This window comes from Candidatus Doudnabacteria bacterium (assembly GCA_037200925.1).
Lineage (GTDB): Bacteria > Patescibacteriota > Doudnabacteria > UBA920 > O2-02-FULL-48-8 > JBDTSL01.
The window spans coordinates 743,797-760,017 of sequence record JBBCGO010000001.1; the positions used below are offsets into that span (position 1 = coordinate 743,797).

A 16,221-nucleotide genomic window follows, 5' to 3' on the forward strand; every position below is an offset into this window, starting at 1 on the left:
GTCAATTGGTCAGTTCCCATTTTTTTAAAAAAGGACAAAAGAAAACCTCTCAGTTCTGTTGCAGAACTAAGAGGTTGAATTGCCTGGGGCTCAAGCAAACCTCAGGCAGTCAGCTATCGGAGGTTTTTTGGCGTTGCTCCAAAAATCTTCCTATACCCAGTATTTTCATCTTGTAGTTTATAACACGCGGGCTGATAGAAAGAAGTTCGGCTGCGCCTTTTTGCACCCAGTCACTCATCCTGAGCGCTTCGATGATCGCCTGGCGCTCTATCTCTTTGAGGGAAGTGCCGGCGAGCGGAATGTGTACCAGTTTGCCGCAGGGTGGTTCATCAATTTTATCGGGAGGCGGTTCCCGTCCTCCTCCGTCGAGTCCGTGGCTCATGCGGCTCCTCCTGTCGTTAAAGGAAGTTTTAGATAAGCGCGGCGTATGCCAGCATCGTAGCCAGCAAGAGAGCGGCGATCACCAGCCGTTTGTCTTTCTTGGGCGTAACCCGCTGGATCTTTCTGAGTGCAAAAACCGCCAGGGCGAGAATAGCCACTCCGGATAAGACTTGGAAGTCGGTAGCATCCATTGTCCCTCCTTTCGTCTACAGTGCCAGAAGTTTTTCTAGCAGCAAGTCTGGTGCATCCTTAGAGTTTTTCCAGACGAATGGCATGCCTTCGGGTACGTCCACAGGCCGCATGGTCGAGAACAGCACCACTTTTTTCCCCTGCGTCAGGAGTTGCTGCACGAACCGGAAACCGTCGTTGCGATTTTTCGGGTCAAGCGTGCCGTCGCAGATGATGCCGTCGAACCGGTCGTTGGACATTTCTTCGAGCGCACGAGAGATCTTGTCGGCCCAGACGACTTCGTGGCCGTGATCTTGCAAGTAACCTTGGACTGTCTTGGCCAGTTGTTCGTGGTCCTCGATATACAGGATCTTCATCTAAAGCCTCCGCTTTCGATTGTTCAGGTCTGTGTTCAGTCGTAGTTTGGGCCGGTTCTGACATTAAACTATATCAGATTCCAGGCAAAAAGAAAACCCCTTAGCTTTGTTGCAGAACTAAGAGGTTTTAAGCAAAACATCAAGTGCCTTGTGGTGCTATTGGCTGAACTCTTCTTATAGTTCCTGCGCCAATTGAAGACAACCTTTGAGCTTACGCATTCGGAACGGAAGACCTTTCCTGATGAAGAAGATGTCGTACCCTTTTGAAGAGTCGTACCCTAAAGGGGTCTCCTCAACAAGCTCCGGTATAGACCAGGTACTGATTGGTTTGTTGTCGGTCTCGCGTAATTTCTTGAGAACCAGCAACTTTCTCGGCTTCCATTTGATACTGAATATCTTTCGCCAATCTTCTTTCGTGAGCCGAGTGTCGAACTGGCGATTCACAATGACGTTGTGCTGCACTACCAAACCGCGACGGGTATGCCGGGCAGTGAACACGATCTTGTCTTCGAGAATGGTCTTACCCGCAAGTGATTGCTTGATAGCTTTTGCAATTTCAAGAGCGAGAGGGGTCAGGGTAGTCATCTGGTCTGTTTTATGAGACATAAATCCTCCAAACAAATTCTCGTGTTAAGGTCAGTATTTCTGCGGCTCATCCCATTACTAATTTATAATTATAGCAGATTTTAGTGTTATTGTCAAGATACCTATTTGACTAAACGTTTTAGTATAGCCAACAAGGGCATCTTATGAACAAAAGTACCGCCAGCTTGACAACCTTGGTAAATAACCCTATTATATTTGTACGTTAAAAATCTAATAAAGGAGCCTTAAAAAACACTACACGTTTTTGAGCCAATTTCTTTGATCCCGCAAGCTTATATGGGATATCAGGAAACACGAAGAAGCTCGTGTTTTTTACTTGCTTAAAGGTTTTTAAAGAACCTTAACAAATCAATACAGTAATAGATTGTACACTCAATAGACTTTGCAAGCAGTTTATTGGGAATAAGAATACGTCAATAACTTTGAATTTATAAAGGTTTATGTAATTGACCTTTTAAAAAAATAATTGCGCCAGTTTGTTTCTGAACAAGAAGCAAGCTCAACAATTTCTGGTAGAGGTATCGCAAGAAATCCTCTCAACAGAATTATATGAAGAGTTTGATCCTGGCTCAGGATGAACGCTGGCGGCGTGCCTAAGACATGCAAGTCGAAAGGGTTAGACCCTTGGCGAACGGGTGAGTAACGCGTGGGAACTTCCATTAAGTAGAGGATAACCTTCCGAAAGGGAGGATAATACTCTATGTGGCCGCAAGGCTAAAGATTTATCGCTTAATGCAAGGCCCGCGTCCCATCAGCTAGTTGGTAAGGTAAAAGCTTACCAAGGCTATGACGGGTAGCGGAAGCGAGAGCTTGATCCGCCACACTGGGACTGCGACACGGCCCAGACTCCTACGGGAGGCAGCAGTTTGGAATTTTGGACAATGGGCGAAAGCCTGATCCAGCGACGCCGCGTGCGGGAAGAAGGACTTCGGTTCGTAAACCGCTTTTAGCAGGAACGAATTTTTGACGGTACCTGCAGAATAAGAGGTTGCTAACTCTGTGCCAGCAGCAGCGGTAATACAGAGACCTCAAGCGTTATCCGGAATCATTGGGCGTAAAGCGTGCCGATAGGTGGTTTTATTAGTCTTGGGTAAAAGCCAGAAGCTTAACTTCTGAGTTTGCTTAAGATACTGTAAAACTTGAGGGGCAAAGAGGTGCTTGGAACGAACGGTGTAGTAGTGAAATGCGTTGATATCGTTCGGAACACCGAAAGCGAAGGCAGAGCACTGGGTGCCACCTGACACTGCTAGGACGAAAGCGTGGGGAGCGAATGGGATTAGATACCCCAGTAGTCCACGCTGTAAACGATGAATACTAGGCATGCGCGAGTATCGACCCTCGTGCGAGCCGTAGCTAACGCGTTAAGTATTCCGCCTGGGGAGTACGGTCGCAAGACTAAAACTCAAAGGAATTGACGGGGACCCGCACAAGCGGTGGAGCATGTGGTTTAATTCGACGGTAAGCGAGGAACCTTACCAAGGCTTGACATGTAGCTGCAAGCGCACGGAAACGTGTGACCTTCGAGGGTGCTACACAGGTGCTGCACGGTTGTCGTCAGCTCGTGTCGTGAGATGTTCCCTTAAGTGGGAGAACGAGCGCAACCCCCGTAGTATGTTGATTTTCATACTAGACTGCCAGCGTTTAAGCTGGAGGAAGGTGGGGATGACGTCAAATCAGCGTGGCTCTTACGCTTTGGGCTACACACGTGCTACAATGGATAGGAACAAAGGGACGCAATACCGTAAGGTGGAGCAAATCCTCTCAAAAACTATCCTCAGTTCGGATTGGGGGCTGCAACTCGCCCCCATGAAGCTGGAATCGCTAGTAACCGTGAATCAGCCTCGTCACGGTGAATACGTTCTCGGGTTTTGTACACACCGCCCGTCACACCATGGAAGTGGTTAACGCCCGAAAGCCTCTTTTGAGGAATAAGGTGAGAATCATGACTGGGGTGAAGTCGTAACAAGGCATCGGTAGCGGAAGCTGTCGATGGATCACCTCCTTTCTAAGGAGAATTCCGCAACATGTAGTACAGAGATTTCGATCTTTTGCTACTAGCGGTATATGGTCGATTGCTCAGACCTAAAGTCGGAGCGATACTAAAAGATTTCAAAGTGAAAAGACGAAAAACTTATTCCCAATAATTTGTTTGCAAACAAATAAAAGCCTCGTGGCCATTCGGTCAGAGGCTTTTTAAATTGCATAGTATTGACAATTCGGCCATTCTGATGTATTATGTTTAGTCTCGCAACCCGGGATCATATTCGATTTTTTGAGGAGGATGGAATGAAAATCAATGCGCGTTTTCCCAAAGCGATGCCGGCAGTTGGTTCTCTAGTGCGGTTTACGACAAGCGAGAACGAGTTGAAACCGAAAGAAGGCAACGACCTCATTGAGGCCATCATCATCTCTCGTTGGTTCGATAGCGCAACGGGTCTGTTTTACGCCACGACGAGCAATCTATTTTTCCAGGATCTGACATACAATCCTTATCGACGCGCGCGTGGGTGGGAAAGTTCGATCGGGCAATCCGAAGGCAAAGAATTCCGGAAAAATATCTTGCAACTCCGAGTTCTCAAACGCCGCTAGACGAATCACAGAGCCTTCGTAATTCGAAGGCTCTTTTCTTTTTGCCAAAAAAAGAACCCCGATACTAGACGCTACGCGTCAGTACGGGGTATGGCGGTCGTCGGGAATGACCGCTTTGTGCGGTCACGATCCGCTTTTGCGTCCGGCCCAGTTGAAAATGTTCTCTTCGAGGAAGAATTCGAAGATGAACACTTTTTGTTTCTGGGAGTACTGGATATTGGTATATCCTGGTTCCATGCGGGTTTCTCCGTACGAAAATCCGGCCAGAAACCCATAGCCTGCCCGAGAATCCTTATCGCAATCTCCACAGAATCTGAATCCGGCAAGAGCGATCAGAGGAACTCGGTAGCTGCCGATAGTTTGTTCCGGCAGACTGGGCTTAAGATCGTCGAGAGCGTGGCGTCCTTGGCTGAAATTGATGTCCCGCCAGAGACCATACGACGACACCTCAGTTGTAAACCAGATTGGACCAGCTACTTTCACGGAAGCTTCTGCAAAAACTCCAATGTTTGCAGCGGCTGTCGAAAGCTCGAAGTAGTCGTAAAAACTACCGCACTCACCGCCACCTTCGCAGTAGATATCAGAAGTACCTGATCTGAATGAAAAAGCAGGTCCGGCTGCTATTTGAATCCGATTGCCGAAATTCAGAGTAGGTCCAAACTGAAGAGGAACTTGGTAGGTCGGTCGAAGGGTGAAGTTGACCCCATCGTCTTTGAAGGAGCCACCTTGGACAAATACAAAGGTCGTGAGGTTTTCGGGAAAGTTTCCGAAAACGTTTTTGGCCCACAGGACTGGTTGCAGGCCGCCTTTCATTTTGAAACCAATTGTGACACCTTCCGGGTGGTCCACTTTCTTTTCTTCATCTTGCTGGGCCGAAACTGGTGGCGCAATCATCAGGAGAGCGACGACCAGAGCACTTGACCATTTTTCCATAGGTCCTCCTTGGACATTAGAGCATATCATTTTAATGAATTGAAATCAAGAGCCTAAAGATCCCGTCAAACGGGACAAGTCGGCTCTTTTTTGTTTTGCAAAACTACGTATCTAACTACGTAGTTTGCGACGTCGTAAAAAAAGAAGCGGTCGTCTGGGACGAACCGCTTAGCCTAATTCAGGACTTTTCTTTGTGGTTGATAAACAATCGAAAGTTGAACGAAAATCCAACCGCCAGCTTTCTGACATTTTCCGTATATCGGATATCCGAGAATTGCGGATTGAGAGTCGTACTAGATGGGATATACCCGATCATCAGCCGCGCGTCCACGCCATTGTCCTCGTCACAATCACAAAGCCCGATTCCAAACAGGATGCCGTACGGTACGCGGCGTGTGGCGATAGTCTGTTTGAGTAGAGTATCGTCGCCACCATAAGCACTAAATCCCTGTTTGAAATCTATCGTGGTGGTGTCTTTGTTGTTGAGCAGTCCTTGAACATGTAGCCAGACCGGCCCAATTGCGCGGACAGACCCCTCGACATATTCGCCGTAATATCCGCCAGTGTTGAGCATCTGGAAATATGTGACTGTGGAACCTTCGCAGTAGCACCCTTGGACGATATTTTTATCGCTGTTGCCGCCCGTTATCAGCATATTGAAGCCGCCCGCCAACTCCACCCGGTTTTTGATGTTTACGAAAATTCCGAGCTGGCCTGTACCCATGGTCAAATCCTGTATGAAATGGTCAGCTGGGAACGTTTGGGTAGAGTCCGGGATCGTCCGGAGTGATTCGGGGATGTTTGCGAAATCGGAGTTACCCCGCCAGCCAAACGAAACTCCGAACGTGCTACCGACAATCACCGCGGGTGCGTGGTTGGCCACCGGGTTGTCCTGGGCATTCGCAACCGACGCTAGAAGTGAAAAGACTGCGATTGCTGCAAAAGTCAGTTTTTTCATATGTCCTCCTTTGGCTATCAATCCTAACATGTTCGGAAGCGGTTCGTAAAGAACCTTCGGCGGCTCTTTTTTTGTTCGGTCGGTTTGTGTTAATATACTTCAAACGAAAACAAAAACCGCTAATCGCGGTTAAGTTTGTCTTAAGGAGGGTGATTGTGAAGGAATGGGTTTTCCTGCTCGTCGCTGCTCTCGCGGCTGCTTCATGCAGCAACACTACATCCGTGTCAGCGCCTACGCAGACGGCCACGAACTCTGTGCCGATCAGCAAAAGCGTGATCTTCGATGCCATTTCCGAAGGCAATAAAATGTCTTCCTTCGCCGAGTTCCGTAAGAACGGAACTGCCTTCTACCATAAGACCGGGGGTGCCGGCGGTGGGAGGGGATTCAATATCGCCGTGATCGATTTGAATACTGGTGAGCAGGTAGGCCAGGTACAGAATTTCGATACATGGGGCTCGGTAAGTCCAAGCCTGGTCACTGCCTATCTGGACTCCATCCCGAACAAAAGCCTGATCTTGATCGCCGTCGGAGATGAAGCAGGGATCAATCACTGGGATACCTGTGATTTTTACTCCGGTAGCAGTCTGAATCTCATAGACAGCTTGAGAGCGCTTGGGTCGACGATGATTTCAAATTATTGCTACGGATATTCCTGGAGCATGATCGCCATCAAAGGCGGCGACAAGAAAGACGAGCAGTTGCTTACGATCGGGGATGCGAAAAGCACTTTCAGCCTTCAACTTCCGTAGTTTGCGAAGTTCAGCCGTTTTCACATGCAGTGAAGTCGGCTCTTTTTTTTGGCAAAAAAAGAAGCGGTCGTCTGTGACGCCGCTTAGAAATCGCTTAGCTTGCTGAATTTTGGCGGAGGAAGCTGCAAACAGGTATGCGTAATGACCGTTTGGTTGATCCAGCGCCGCCTCCATTCTGACCACTCTCCTCTCTCTCGGATAGTGGCGCACACGCTACGCCGGCCTTCTCTGGGTGCAAAAACATGAGCAGCCGACGCTTCGACTCCGGGAGGTATAACGCCGCTGTTAAAACTTCCTTCCTCTAAGCCATCTCCCCATGTCCATACCGGTTCTCCGCGGCTACCGGCTACCCAATCGTTTTCTCGCATGTGACGGATCGAGACCACCACACCATTACCATCATCGCTGACAGACTCAAGAACAAGACTGACCGTTTTTGGAGGTTTGGCCTCAGCCCAGTCGTTGAACGCGTGTACTAGCAGACCCAATATCGCCATGGGGACAAGAACGGGTCCGAATACCAGCGCCAGAATACTAACTATGAAAAATAAGGCGTTATTGAAGAGTTTATCGAGGACAGTATCCTTAATTGAACGCCCTTGATTCATTGCGTCCTCCTTCGACTCCAAGGTATACCTTTTCGTCCCGCTAATCAAGAGTCTTGAGAACGGCTCTTTTTTGTTTGTCAAAAAATTGTTATACTAAACTCGTAGAAGATCAAAAATGAAATCAAAAAAACCTGACAAAAAATCGCCAATAGTTCGTCACATTCACAAGACCATCAAGAAGAGCACTTGGATGGCTCGGGAAGTTGTGAAATTCACAGGCATTCCAACGGCCTACTCTGAGACCGTGGCGTGGTTTGCGGAACGCATGATCTTGGCAACTATATGTCTGCTGATTGCGGGATTTACCGTCGGAGTAATTTTTGCTTTGTATGTATCACCTCCGATTGCCCTAAGTCCCACATATACTTATCTGGCTGACCACGCGGACATGGTTAAGGCACAGTTCATTGATTTTGCTTCGCCTTTTTTTGAACAATTCTTAAGGGAAAATTATAAAGAAGAGAAACTCCAGGCGAAAGCTCTGGCTTTACGCAAACAACAACTCCAGGCATATTTGGAGAAGAAAGATTCGCCGTTTGCCGATGATGATCAGACCTTGACCGCGCTGGCCTCGGCCAAAAACATGAAATTGATCCTGGCGATCTCGTTTGTGGAGAGCAACTTCGGCAAGCATTGTTATTATTTCAATTGCTCGGGCATTGGCGGGTCCGTACCGAATCTGCGGAAGTATAAAAGCTACGCGGAGTGGGTAGTGGACTTTGACAAACTGCTGGAAGACCACTACAAAGGTGTGGCTCCGGAAAAGTTTATCGGCCTCTATGTCCAGCCGGGGAGTCCGAATTGGATCAACGGAGTGAGCCAAGTTTTGGAAGAATTTAAAGAACAAGGAATAGCATAAATCAATCGCCCGGAGGCGGTTGTTTTATGAGCCTGGATAATTTTGAGCTCATTTTTTTCACCATTGACATTTTCTTTGGCCGGGTATATACCATAAACATATATGTCCAATTGCAAATGGGAAATTCTATATCTTGTTGACCCGCCTGTCCGCCCGACTTGAGGTTATATTTAACAGTGGAAAGGGCAGATTTATGTGGAATCATTATCTTCTGTGGGCGATTGATGAAGCCATGCGCCATCTCTGGCCGGGTAAAAAATAAACTGCGAGAAGAAACAAAAAGTAATAAAATGACAAAAACCGCCTGTTGGCGGTTTTTTCTTTTGCACTTTTATTGTTCCGGCTATATAGTTAGAACATGAATAAACTCCTGAAAATAGAAGAACTGGCAATGTTTTGTCTGGGCATCTTTCTGTTCTCGCAGCTTCATTTTGCCTGGTGGTGGTTCGCGCTTTTGTTGCTGACGCCGGATATCGGAATGATAGGGTATCTGATAAATCCAAAGATCGGAGCTTTTACTTATAACCTCCTGCATCACAGAGCCGTGGCCATAAGCGTATATTTATCGGGGATCTATTTCGGCAACAGCATTCTGCAGCTTGCCGGAGTGATCATGTTCGCGCACAGCAGCATGGATCGGATCTTAGGCTTTGGGCTTAAGTATCCTGATTCTTTTACTCACACTCATTTGGAAAAAATAGGGAAATAATGAAAACTATTTTGCACGAAGGCAATCAATACGTGTTAAGGTTTGACAGGGGAGAGGAAGTCATCTCTTCACTCAAACAATTTTGTCAGCAGGAGAAAATCGTTTCCGTCTTTTTTTACGGGTTGGGCGCATGCAGTTATTTGAAGCTTGCTTACTATAATCTGGAGACAAAAAAATACCAGGAGCAGGAATTCGATCGGGATCTGGAGATAGCAGGTGTCAGCGGAAATATTGCAGAATTTGAGAATGACCTGACTGTGCACATGCACGGCAGCTTTGCCGACGAAACCATGAAAGCATTGGGCGGGCATGTTGTGTCCATGAAAACAGCCGGGACCTGCGAAATATTCCTGACGAAATTCGGACAGCCGATGACCCGTAAATTCAACCCCGAAACCGGCCTGAAGCTTTTGGATTGACTTCGCATTTTCTTGATCCAATAAAAAAACGGGCGTCTCACGGCGGTCCGTTTGTATTATTTTGGAGGGATGTCCTTTGGCGGGGGAATGAAATTCTGTTCAGGGCCGGGCTTGATCTTGTCACCCGCTTCGCGCCAGAGCGAATCGATGAAGATGCGGATCGTGCCGTCGCCTATACGCATATATTCGACTTTATTGGTCTCAATCCAGTTGTATATCGTGCGCCGGCTGACACCGACCAGTTCACAGGCTTTCGGTATTGAAATTGTTTTGCGCTCCATTGAGCTCCTCCTGAATAAAGATTAACACATGCGCTTGATTTATCAAGAATTAGTCATATTTTTTTGATTTGATATAATAAATGCATGAAAAGATTGTATTGGGAAATTTTGTTCGGTGCGCTGTTCGTTCTGGCCGGCAGTTTCCTGGCGTATAGATTCCTTTCCGGTTACAGTGCTTTCTGGACTGCCCAAAAATTATGGAGTTTGATCTTGGTTGTTGGTTATGTTTTCGTTGCCGGCGGCTATTGGCGACAGGGAGCAATTATTCACAGGGCGAAAAACGCCACAAATGTATCTTTGATCCTGCCCAGCGCAGTTTTTGTGGTGCAGTGCATAATATTCGTCAAAGGAATTTATTACCATGATGCGGCGTTGGTTACGGGCGCGATTCTGGTAAACTCGGCCGTAGTCTTCGATATTTATCAAATAATAAGAGCTGGCAGTCATTAAACAAGGAAATTTTATGTACAAAGTAAAACCGTCAGAGGAATGCGAAATGATAGAAGACATGCCGTTGAAAGCTTTGGTGCTGAATGCTTCTTTAAAACATAAAGGCAAGGAGATATCAAACACCGAGGAACTGGCGCAGCTGGTTTTGGATAATATGAAGCCTCATAAAGTGGAGTCCGAGATCATCCGCCTGGCTGATCTGAGAATTCCTGTGGGCTTGGATTATAAAGAAAGCGATGACGACGAGTGGCCTTCGATCGTGGCTAAAATTAAAGCTGCGGATATTGTCATCTTTGCCACGCCGATCTGGTGGGGCGGACGCTCCAGCCTAATGCAGAGGATAATTGAGAGATTGGATTCTTTGGACGAAGAGTATTCGGCTTCGGGTAGATCGGCTTTATTGAATAAAGTGGCGGGGATATGCATTACCGGTTCGGAAGACGGGGCGCAGGCGGTGCAGGGAGCGATCATGGAAGTTCTGACCTGGATGAATTTTACTTTGCCTCCGGAGTGCTGCGCTTACTGGGTCGGGGAAGTGGGACAGCCGCCGGCGAAGGATCGCGAAAAGCGGCTAGCCAATGAAGCCACCAAGCACATGGCGCACAATCTGGCCCGCAATCTGGTTTATTATGCGCAACTTCTGAAAAAGCATCCGATGGTGATGAAATAGTTTAGGAGGATTTATGAAGCAGGCCATCATCGGCCTTGCGATCGGCTGGCTTTTCGCAAAGCTCCTGGGCAGGAAAGACGAACAGGAATTCAAGCTTTGGAAGCAAGCCGATCGGGAGTACGACTTGTTGTTCCATAAGCTGCTGGAATTGCGGGACGATCCGACCATGACCGACAGAAAATGGGCGAGCTGGCTCCCTGTCTTTGAGTATATGGACAGGCACTATGCAGCCAATAATTTTCTGAATGTGAAAGTTGTATCGCTTGGCGAGTTCGTCAGAAAACAGATCGATGACAAATGTTATTTATAGGAGACCAAAAAGCGGCCTTGGGGCTCCTTTTTTATTTGGAAAGTTTTGTTATAATATCTTTAGAAAGGAAAATTTTATGGCTGACGAAAATATGCCCGAAGGCGATAAAGTGTGCGGCACATGTCACCATGTCCACGGCAAGGCCGATGGAACATGCGACTGCGGTTGCACAGTTATCCAATAGTTTAAGAAAAGAAAACCGTCCTGAGGAACCAGGACGGTTTTGATTTGAGATATTTTTTTTCCTTTTTAATTTTGAAAATTTAGTATAAGCTATTTATATGGAAACTATTTCACGCAAACAGGAGTGGCTGATCTTATTTGCGGCCATTATTGCCAGCGGCATGGCTTTCTTGGACAGCAGTGTTGTGAACATCGCTATCCCGGCCATTCAAAACCAATTTCACGCCAGTTTTGACAATATGCTTTGGGTCGTCAATGCCTTTCCGCTTCTTTTGGCATCATTGCTTTTGGTTTCAGGCTCATTGTCCGACCGGTACGGCAGAAAAAAAGTTTTTGTTCTGGGGATCATTGTTTTTACTCTTGCTTCGATTCTGTGCGCTTTGGCGCAAAGCATCATCCAGCTGGCGGTTTTCAGGGCTTTGCAGGGGATTGGGGCTGCGATGATGATCCCGGGAAGTTTGACCATCATTAATCTTAGTTTTCCTGAAAGCAGAAGAGGCCGGGCGATAGGTTTGTGGTCAGGCTTTTCCGGCGGGATAGCCGCAATCGGCCCGTTCATCGGCGGCTGGCTGGTCCAAACCCTGTCCTGGCGGGCAATTTTTTATATCAATCTTCCTTTAGGCATTCTGGCATTGGCCTTGACTGTATACGCCGTGGCTGAGACCAAAAATGCTGAATCAAGGAAATTGGATGTTTGGGGGACGCTGCTGATCCTGCTTGGCTTGTTCGGGATAGCTTACGGATTGATGACAGGGCCTGTCAAAACTTGGCAGGACCGATCTGTCCTGGCAGGTTTGCTTGGCGGATTGGCGTGTCTGATCGCGTTTGTTTTCGTGGAAAGAAAAACCGCCGAGCCGTTAGTTCCATCAGCGATATTCAGATCCAAACTGGTTTTGGGCGCTAACTTGGCGACTTTATTTTTATACGGAGCCCTCAACTCGCTTATATTCTTCGTGGTCTTAAATATGCAGCAGGTGCAGGATTTTTCTCCGCTTAAGGCAGGCTTAGCCTTACTGCCTGCCGTACTTATCATAACTTTCCTGTCCGGTTTCGGCGGGACAGTGGCGGATAAGATCGGTCCCAGGCTGCCTATGATCGTAGGCCCTTTACTGGTTTCTGCCGGCACTGTCTGGATGATCTTCGCGGGTGTTGGGGCGGATTATTTTAAAGCGTTTTTACCGGGCTTGATTTTGTTCGGCCTCGGCATGGCCGTGGTCATAGCTCCCTTGACCAAAAGCGCTCTGATGGTTCCGGAACATTTTTCCGGTTCAGCCTCAGGGGTCAACAATGCAGTGGCACGCGTGGCGGCGCTTTTGGCTGTCGCGGTTTTGGGGGCAGTGGCGATTTCTTTTTTTGGGAGCAGTCTTAGGAATCGGATAGCACAAACTTCACTGGCGGTTTCGGAAAAACAGCAGATCCTTGCGCAATCCGACAGACTGGGCGGCATTGAGGTTGCGGAAAATTTTACTCCGCAAGAAAAGTTAGAGGCGAAAACCGCGATCAAACGATCTTTCGTTGACAGTTTTCGCATAGTCCTTGCTATTACTGCTGTACTGGCTTTTATCAGCAGTATTATTTCAGCGATCTTGATCTATTGACGTTCGATCAGGGTCCTTAAATACTACTTTTTTGTTTGCCCGAACGATTGACTTGTTCGGGCTTTTTTGATAGGCTTTAGAGTCATTTAAGGAGGACGTGATGCGCTTCATTCGGGAAACCCCGTGGTATATTTTCTTTCCGCTCGTGCTTGCAGCCGTCGGTTGCATCATCGCCCTCTTCAGGTTGCTGAGGATAAATTCACAGTCGAACCAGGCCATATCCAACCAAGGTCGGAATGACGCCCGCGGCCTCGCGCAAGGACGATACCATCTCAAAGAAAAGAAAGTTCTCCTATTCCGGGGGATCAGGCTGGAGCTTGCGACAACCGGCCGTAACCGGGAAAAAAAGATCATCAGGTTTCCGATGAAGCATCCGGATTATGAGGAATTCAAAAACCTCGCAAACCTGGAGATCGTCGAGTTCAATTATGTGGGGCTGGCTCTTTTTGAAACGAAGGAGTCAGAGGTCAGCCCTTACTTGAGATTGAAGCGCAGATAACTAAGACTCATTTTTAAATGGGTCTTTTCTTTTTGTAACAATTCAGGTTCAGTTGCGTTTTAGTTATTAAACTTCTAGACTGCTAATATTGTGCTTCAAGGAGGGATCTATGACTGTCAAAACCTGGCCATGGGAATGGGTTTTTATTGCTCCTGTCCGGGTTTGGAGCCTCACTATATGGCCGGTGCGCCATCTTTTTTACCGTAACAGGGGTAATCCGGATCCGCGTCGGATGATCATCGACTTTACGCACACCGATATTCTGGAAAAGATCAGGCGGCGCGGCGATGATCGGCATTCTGGCCACAGCTTTTAGCTACCCAATTGATTTTTTGAAAGGAACCCGAGCGGTTCCTTTTTTATTATGCTAAAATTAATTTATGAAGTTTGAGCCAGACAGCCTTTTGAATTTATTTTATAAACTCCCGAAGAATCTTGTCCGGTGTTTTTCCGGCTATAATTTTTCCTGGCAGATATTGGCCATGGTCTTAACGTATATTCTTGCCGTCACAGGATTCGATTGGGCTTATTTTCAGTTTTTCAGGCACACCTTCCTCTATACTTTTTCGTTTTCCGCGGCTGTCCTCGGAAGTATTCTGCCGATCCTGGTTCCGGGATTTCTGTTTATTGACGGCAGGATCAAGAAAGATCCGGAAAAACTGAATGCTGCTTTTGCATTAGGGCAGGCCGCGATTCTGGCTTCATTTGTCTCATCTTTTTATAAAGCCTTGACCGGGCGAATGTATCCGCCGCAATTTTTGGATAGCATCGACATCAGCAAAGTGTTCAGATTCGGATTTTTGCGGGGAGGAGTTTTTTGGGGCTGGCCCTCTTCGCATTCGGCAATTGCTTTTGCAACTGCAGTGGCTTTGATCATGCTGTATCCGAAAAATAAAACAGTTAAATATTTAGCTCTGCTTTATGCGTTTTTTATCGGTGTGGGAGTGTCTATCAGCATCCATTGGTTCTCTGATTTTGTGGCCGGGGCCATCATCGGCACTGTGATCGGGATGGTTGTCGGCAAAAGTTTTTTGCACCGAAGTTCAACAATAGCCCGACCGGTCTCGAAATAAATAAAATATGAAAGATAAATATAAAGTGCCGGCGGCGGGCTTGAAATCTTTATATCGATTCATGGCCGGCAGCGCCATGGCAGAATTTGATAAATTTTTCGCGATTTGGTAATATTGAATATAAGATTATAAGTAGAAAAGAAACAAAATATGAAAAATAGAGTGATAACCTCAGGTTTTACCTTGAATAAAGTAATTCCCTTAGGTTTTACCCTGATCGAATTGTTGGTTGTTATCGCCATCATCGGCATTTTGGCTTCCATCGTGCTGGTTTCCCTGAACTCTGGTCGGCAAAAATCCCGTGACGCCAGACGCCTTTCTGACGTGCGGCAGACCATAACGGCTTTGGAAATTTATTACAATGACCAAAACGGCTACCCTGTTGCGGCAACGGCTACGGTTATAGAAGGTATGGGACTCGGGTCTACCAGTGGATGGAACGCGGCTCCGACCGGAACGATTTATCCTGACCAAAGAAGCTGTTGCTCCTACTCCTTTTGACGGGAGCTGTACTACGGCCCAGAATCAATACACTTATACTGCGGCTACAGCTGCAACTTACACCCTCACATTCTGTTTAGGTGCCACCACAGGCGGATATGCACCGGGTGTCCGTACAGCCCGGCCCTCAGGCATTAATTAATATTTACAGCCGACAGCCATCCTTGAATCGGGATGGTTTTTGATTTGCTATAATGCTTTCATGAAAAATCGATTGAAATATTTGCTGGTTTTAGTCCTGGTCATGCCGGTTTTGGCATCGGCACATGGCCTGGTCACGACTCAGTCCCAGACAGTAGGCAAGTATTTAATAGAATTTGAATATAATACTCTCGGCAACATCTTAACCGGAGATTTCACGCTTTACGATGTTTATCTTCTGAACCCTGCCACCCGCGACGGCATTGATTTTGATTCAGCGTTCATTCGAATTGAAAAACAGAACGGGCCCGCGATGCTTGCGGGTAATTTGGCGCAGGCCGCGGATATCACGGGCTATGCCAGTTTGAGCGGAGTACTGAACGATCCGGGAACTTATACCGCGGAAGTTAGTTTTTACAAGGACGGCGATACCCTGGCAGAATCGAAGTTTAATTTTACCGTGGAAAAAGATCAGACTTATTCGGCTGACGGTTCTGCCGACCAAAAGAAAACGAATTATTTTAACATTCTGCTACTTCCCGTCGGATTGGTATTGGTCGCCGGCGGAGTCTGGTTATTTAAAAAAACCAAGCAGTAAAAGACGCTCTCCAAGAAGGTTTACAAAGTGCTCGGAATTTGGTAAATTATGTAGGCAAATTTGATTTTAGGGCTTGATAATGAGGGTGTGTAGCTCAGTGGTAGAGCACGTCACTGATAATGACGGGGTCGGAAGTTCGATCCTTCCCACACCCACCAGAAAAATTTATGCATTTTATTTCAGGAACGATCGGAGTGATAGCAGGGATTTTGCTCATTCGATACTCCGTCGCGCTCACCGATATCTTTGGCCGGGTTCAATGGGCCGAGAATCACCTTCGCGGAGGACTGGCCGGCACGTATTCTTTGTACCGGATCGTTGGCGTGGTTTTCGTAATCCTTTCGCTGTTTTACATATTTAATGTTTTAGGTTTTATACTCAGCCCTTTAAGTTCGATATTTGGCGGCCTTAAGCAATAGATTTCATAAAATTAGGGAAATTCCGAGCAATCCGGGGAGTTGCGAATGACTAAGGGGCCTGTAGCATAGTGGTAGTGCACCCGGTTTGCATCCGGGGGGTGGGAGTCCGATTCTCCCCAGGTCCACCAAAGAAGACTTTTTC

Annotated in this window: 22 protein-coding genes, 2 tRNA genes and 1 rRNA gene; 17 read left to right on the plus strand and 8 right to left on the minus strand. The window is 47.2% G+C overall.

What is annotated here, in order from left to right:
- Positions 1-109: 109 nt before the first annotated feature.
- The 4 genes from WDN47_04270 to WDN47_04285 all read right to left on the minus strand — a co-directional run bounded on the left by WDN47_04270 (position 110) and on the right by WDN47_04285 (position 1,532).
- On the minus strand, positions 110-382 hold the full coding sequence (locus WDN47_04270) for a helix-turn-helix domain-containing protein (protein ID MEJ0021762.1): 273 nt from the start codon (positions 380-382) through the stop codon (positions 110-112).
- Between the two features lie 28 nt (positions 383-410).
- Positions 411-572, minus strand: coding sequence for a hypothetical protein (locus tag WDN47_04275; protein MEJ0021763.1), 162 nt, complete (start codon positions 570-572; stop codon positions 411-413).
- A 15-nt stretch (positions 573-587) separates the two neighbouring features.
- Positions 588-926 carry a response regulator gene (locus WDN47_04280; protein MEJ0021764.1) on the minus strand — a complete coding sequence of 113 codons (339 nt, stop codon included), beginning with the start codon at positions 924-926 and terminating at the stop codon, positions 588-590.
- Between the two features lie 174 nt (positions 927-1,100).
- A complete protein-coding gene (locus tag WDN47_04285; GenBank protein MEJ0021765.1) occupies positions 1,101-1,532 on the minus strand; it encodes a hypothetical protein in 432 nt (143 codons plus the stop codon).
- A 546-nt stretch (positions 1,533-2,078) separates the two neighbouring features.
- On the opposite strand from WDN47_04285, the gene WDN47_04290 reads away from it, so the two are divergent.
- Positions 2,079-3,537: ribosomal RNA gene (locus tag WDN47_04290) — 16S ribosomal RNA — on the plus strand.
- 281 nt (positions 3,538-3,818) lie between these two features.
- Positions 3,819-4,121 (plus strand): hypothetical protein, encoded by a 303-nt coding sequence (locus WDN47_04295; GenBank protein ID MEJ0021766.1) that lies wholly within the window; start codon positions 3,819-3,821, stop codon positions 4,119-4,121.
- Positions 4,122-4,244: 123 nt separating this feature from the next.
- Here WDN47_04295 and WDN47_04300 read toward each other — a convergent pair whose 3' ends face one another.
- Positions 4,245-5,054: a hypothetical protein gene (locus tag WDN47_04300; protein ID MEJ0021767.1), complete on the minus strand. Its 810-nt coding sequence runs from the start codon at positions 5,052-5,054 to the stop codon at positions 4,245-4,247.
- A 178-nt stretch (positions 5,055-5,232) separates the two neighbouring features.
- On the minus strand, positions 5,233-6,012 hold the full coding sequence (locus WDN47_04305; GenBank protein MEJ0021768.1) for a hypothetical protein: 780 nt from the start codon (positions 6,010-6,012) through the stop codon (positions 5,233-5,235).
- 155 nt (positions 6,013-6,167) lie between these two features.
- Between WDN47_04305 and WDN47_04310 the strand changes: the two genes are divergently transcribed.
- A complete protein-coding gene (locus WDN47_04310; GenBank protein MEJ0021769.1) occupies positions 6,168-6,761 on the plus strand; it encodes an interleukin-like EMT inducer domain-containing protein in 594 nt (197 codons plus the stop codon).
- An 83-nt stretch (positions 6,762-6,844) separates the two neighbouring features.
- Here WDN47_04310 and WDN47_04315 read toward each other — a convergent pair whose 3' ends face one another.
- On the minus strand, positions 6,845-7,258 hold the full coding sequence (locus WDN47_04315; GenBank protein MEJ0021770.1) for a hypothetical protein: 414 nt from the start codon (positions 7,256-7,258) through the stop codon (positions 6,845-6,847).
- A 226-nt stretch (positions 7,259-7,484) separates the two neighbouring features.
- Here WDN47_04315 and WDN47_04320 point away from each other — a divergent pair, with 226 nt between their 5' ends.
- The 3 genes from WDN47_04320 to WDN47_04330 all read left to right on the plus strand — a co-directional run bounded on the left by WDN47_04320 (position 7,485) and on the right by WDN47_04330 (position 9,356).
- Entirely contained in the window at positions 7,485-8,228 is a 744-nt protein-coding gene (locus WDN47_04320; protein MEJ0021771.1) for a hypothetical protein, read from the plus strand.
- 358 nt (positions 8,229-8,586) lie between these two features.
- Positions 8,587-8,937 (plus strand): DUF4260 domain-containing protein, encoded by a 351-nt coding sequence (locus tag WDN47_04325; protein MEJ0021772.1) that lies wholly within the window; start codon positions 8,587-8,589, stop codon positions 8,935-8,937.
- Positions 8,937-9,356: a PPC domain-containing DNA-binding protein gene (locus WDN47_04330; protein ID MEJ0021773.1), complete on the plus strand. Its 420-nt coding sequence runs from the start codon at positions 8,937-8,939 to the stop codon at positions 9,354-9,356. Before WDN47_04325 ends, WDN47_04330 begins: the two co-directional genes overlap by 1 nt.
- A gap of 56 nt (positions 9,357-9,412) precedes the next feature.
- On the opposite strand, the gene WDN47_04335 is transcribed toward WDN47_04330, so the two are convergent.
- The gene (locus WDN47_04335) at positions 9,413-9,637 is read right to left on the minus strand and encodes a helix-turn-helix domain-containing protein (GenBank protein MEJ0021774.1); all 225 of its coding nucleotides are present in this window, start codon (positions 9,635-9,637) and stop codon (positions 9,413-9,415) included.
- Positions 9,638-9,721: 84 nt separating this feature from the next.
- On the opposite strand from WDN47_04335, the gene WDN47_04340 reads away from it, so the two are divergent.
- The 11 genes from WDN47_04340 (at position 9,722) to WDN47_04390 (ending at position 16,207) form a co-directional block, all read left to right on the plus strand.
- A complete protein-coding gene (locus WDN47_04340) occupies positions 9,722-10,087 on the plus strand; it encodes a hypothetical protein (GenBank protein ID MEJ0021775.1) in 366 nt (121 codons plus the stop codon).
- Positions 10,088-10,100: 13 nt separating this feature from the next.
- Positions 10,101-10,757, plus strand: a complete 657-nt coding sequence (locus WDN47_04345; protein MEJ0021776.1) for an NAD(P)H-dependent oxidoreductase — start codon at positions 10,101-10,103, stop codon at positions 10,755-10,757.
- Positions 10,758-10,770: 13 nt separating this feature from the next.
- On the plus strand, positions 10,771-11,067 hold the full coding sequence (locus tag WDN47_04350; protein ID MEJ0021777.1) for a hypothetical protein: 297 nt from the start codon (positions 10,771-10,773) through the stop codon (positions 11,065-11,067).
- Positions 11,068-11,348: 281 nt separating this feature from the next.
- On the plus strand, positions 11,349-12,848 hold the full coding sequence (locus WDN47_04355) for an MFS transporter (GenBank protein ID MEJ0021778.1): 1,500 nt from the start codon (positions 11,349-11,351) through the stop codon (positions 12,846-12,848).
- Between the two features lie 100 nt (positions 12,849-12,948).
- Entirely contained in the window at positions 12,949-13,347 is a 399-nt protein-coding gene (locus tag WDN47_04360) for a hypothetical protein (GenBank protein ID MEJ0021779.1), read from the plus strand.
- 380 nt (positions 13,348-13,727) lie between these two features.
- On the plus strand, positions 13,728-14,420 hold the full coding sequence (locus WDN47_04365) for a phosphatase PAP2 family protein (GenBank protein MEJ0021780.1): 693 nt from the start codon (positions 13,728-13,730) through the stop codon (positions 14,418-14,420).
- Between the two features lie 150 nt (positions 14,421-14,570).
- Complete coding sequence (locus WDN47_04370; protein MEJ0021781.1) at positions 14,571-14,921, plus strand: prepilin-type N-terminal cleavage/methylation domain-containing protein; 351 nt, start codon at positions 14,571-14,573, stop codon at positions 14,919-14,921.
- 202 nt (positions 14,922-15,123) lie between these two features.
- Positions 15,124-15,660, plus strand: a complete 537-nt coding sequence (locus WDN47_04375; protein MEJ0021782.1) for a hypothetical protein — start codon at positions 15,124-15,126, stop codon at positions 15,658-15,660.
- A gap of 83 nt (positions 15,661-15,743) precedes the next feature.
- A tRNA-Ile gene (locus tag WDN47_04380) sits at positions 15,744-15,818 on the plus strand.
- A 9-nt stretch (positions 15,819-15,827) separates the two neighbouring features.
- On the plus strand, positions 15,828-16,079 hold the full coding sequence (locus WDN47_04385; protein ID MEJ0021783.1) for a hypothetical protein: 252 nt from the start codon (positions 15,828-15,830) through the stop codon (positions 16,077-16,079).
- A 54-nt stretch (positions 16,080-16,133) separates the two neighbouring features.
- Positions 16,134-16,207 (plus strand) — tRNA-Ala (locus WDN47_04390).
- The last annotated feature ends 14 nt before the right edge of the window (positions 16,208-16,221 follow it).

Bases quoted from the DNA above. Each gene is read 5' to 3' on its own strand.
- WDN47_04295 (MEJ0021766.1), top strand. From the start codon at position 3,819: ATGAAAATCAATGCGCGTTTTCCCAAAGCGATGCCGGCAGTTGGTTCT.
- WDN47_04270 (MEJ0021762.1), bottom strand. From the start codon at position 382: ATGAGCCACGGACTCGACGGAGGAGGACGGGAACCGCCTCCCGATAAA.
- WDN47_04300 (MEJ0021767.1), bottom strand. From the start codon at position 5,054: ATGGAAAAATGGTCAAGTGCTCTGGTCGTCGCTCTCCTGATGATTGCG.
- WDN47_04280 (MEJ0021764.1), bottom strand. From the start codon at position 926: ATGAAGATCCTGTATATCGAGGACCACGAACAACTGGCCAAGACAGTC.
- WDN47_04360 (MEJ0021779.1), top strand. From the start codon at position 12,949: ATGCGCTTCATTCGGGAAACCCCGTGGTATATTTTCTTTCCGCTCGTG.
- WDN47_04320 (MEJ0021771.1), top strand. From the start codon at position 7,485: ATGAAATCAAAAAAACCTGACAAAAAATCGCCAATAGTTCGTCACATT.
- WDN47_04340 (MEJ0021775.1), top strand. From the start codon at position 9,722: ATGAAAAGATTGTATTGGGAAATTTTGTTCGGTGCGCTGTTCGTTCTG.
- WDN47_04275 (MEJ0021763.1), bottom strand. From the start codon at position 572: ATGGATGCTACCGACTTCCAAGTCTTATCCGGAGTGGCTATTCTCGCC.
- WDN47_04285 (MEJ0021765.1), bottom strand. From the start codon at position 1,532: ATGTCTCATAAAACAGACCAGATGACTACCCTGACCCCTCTCGCTCTT.
- WDN47_04350 (MEJ0021777.1), top strand. From the start codon at position 10,771: ATGAAGCAGGCCATCATCGGCCTTGCGATCGGCTGGCTTTTCGCAAAG.
- WDN47_04365 (MEJ0021780.1), top strand. From the start codon at position 13,728: ATGAAGTTTGAGCCAGACAGCCTTTTGAATTTATTTTATAAACTCCCG.
- WDN47_04385 (MEJ0021783.1), top strand. From the start codon at position 15,828: ATGCATTTTATTTCAGGAACGATCGGAGTGATAGCAGGGATTTTGCTC.
- WDN47_04355 (MEJ0021778.1), top strand. From the start codon at position 11,349: ATGGAAACTATTTCACGCAAACAGGAGTGGCTGATCTTATTTGCGGCC.
- WDN47_04370 (MEJ0021781.1), top strand. From the start codon at position 14,571: ATGAAAAATAGAGTGATAACCTCAGGTTTTACCTTGAATAAAGTAATT.
- WDN47_04335 (MEJ0021774.1), bottom strand. From the start codon at position 9,637: ATGGAGCGCAAAACAATTTCAATACCGAAAGCCTGTGAACTGGTCGGT.
- WDN47_04375 (MEJ0021782.1), top strand. From the start codon at position 15,124: ATGAAAAATCGATTGAAATATTTGCTGGTTTTAGTCCTGGTCATGCCG.
- WDN47_04315 (MEJ0021770.1), bottom strand. From the start codon at position 7,258: ATGGCGATATTGGGTCTGCTAGTACACGCGTTCAACGACTGGGCTGAG.
- WDN47_04325 (MEJ0021772.1), top strand. From the start codon at position 8,587: ATGAATAAACTCCTGAAAATAGAAGAACTGGCAATGTTTTGTCTGGGC.
- WDN47_04330 (MEJ0021773.1), top strand. From the start codon at position 8,937: ATGAAAACTATTTTGCACGAAGGCAATCAATACGTGTTAAGGTTTGAC.
- WDN47_04345 (MEJ0021776.1), top strand. From the start codon at position 10,101: ATGTACAAAGTAAAACCGTCAGAGGAATGCGAAATGATAGAAGACATG.
- WDN47_04305 (MEJ0021768.1), bottom strand. From the start codon at position 6,012: ATGAAAAAACTGACTTTTGCAGCAATCGCAGTCTTTTCACTTCTAGCG.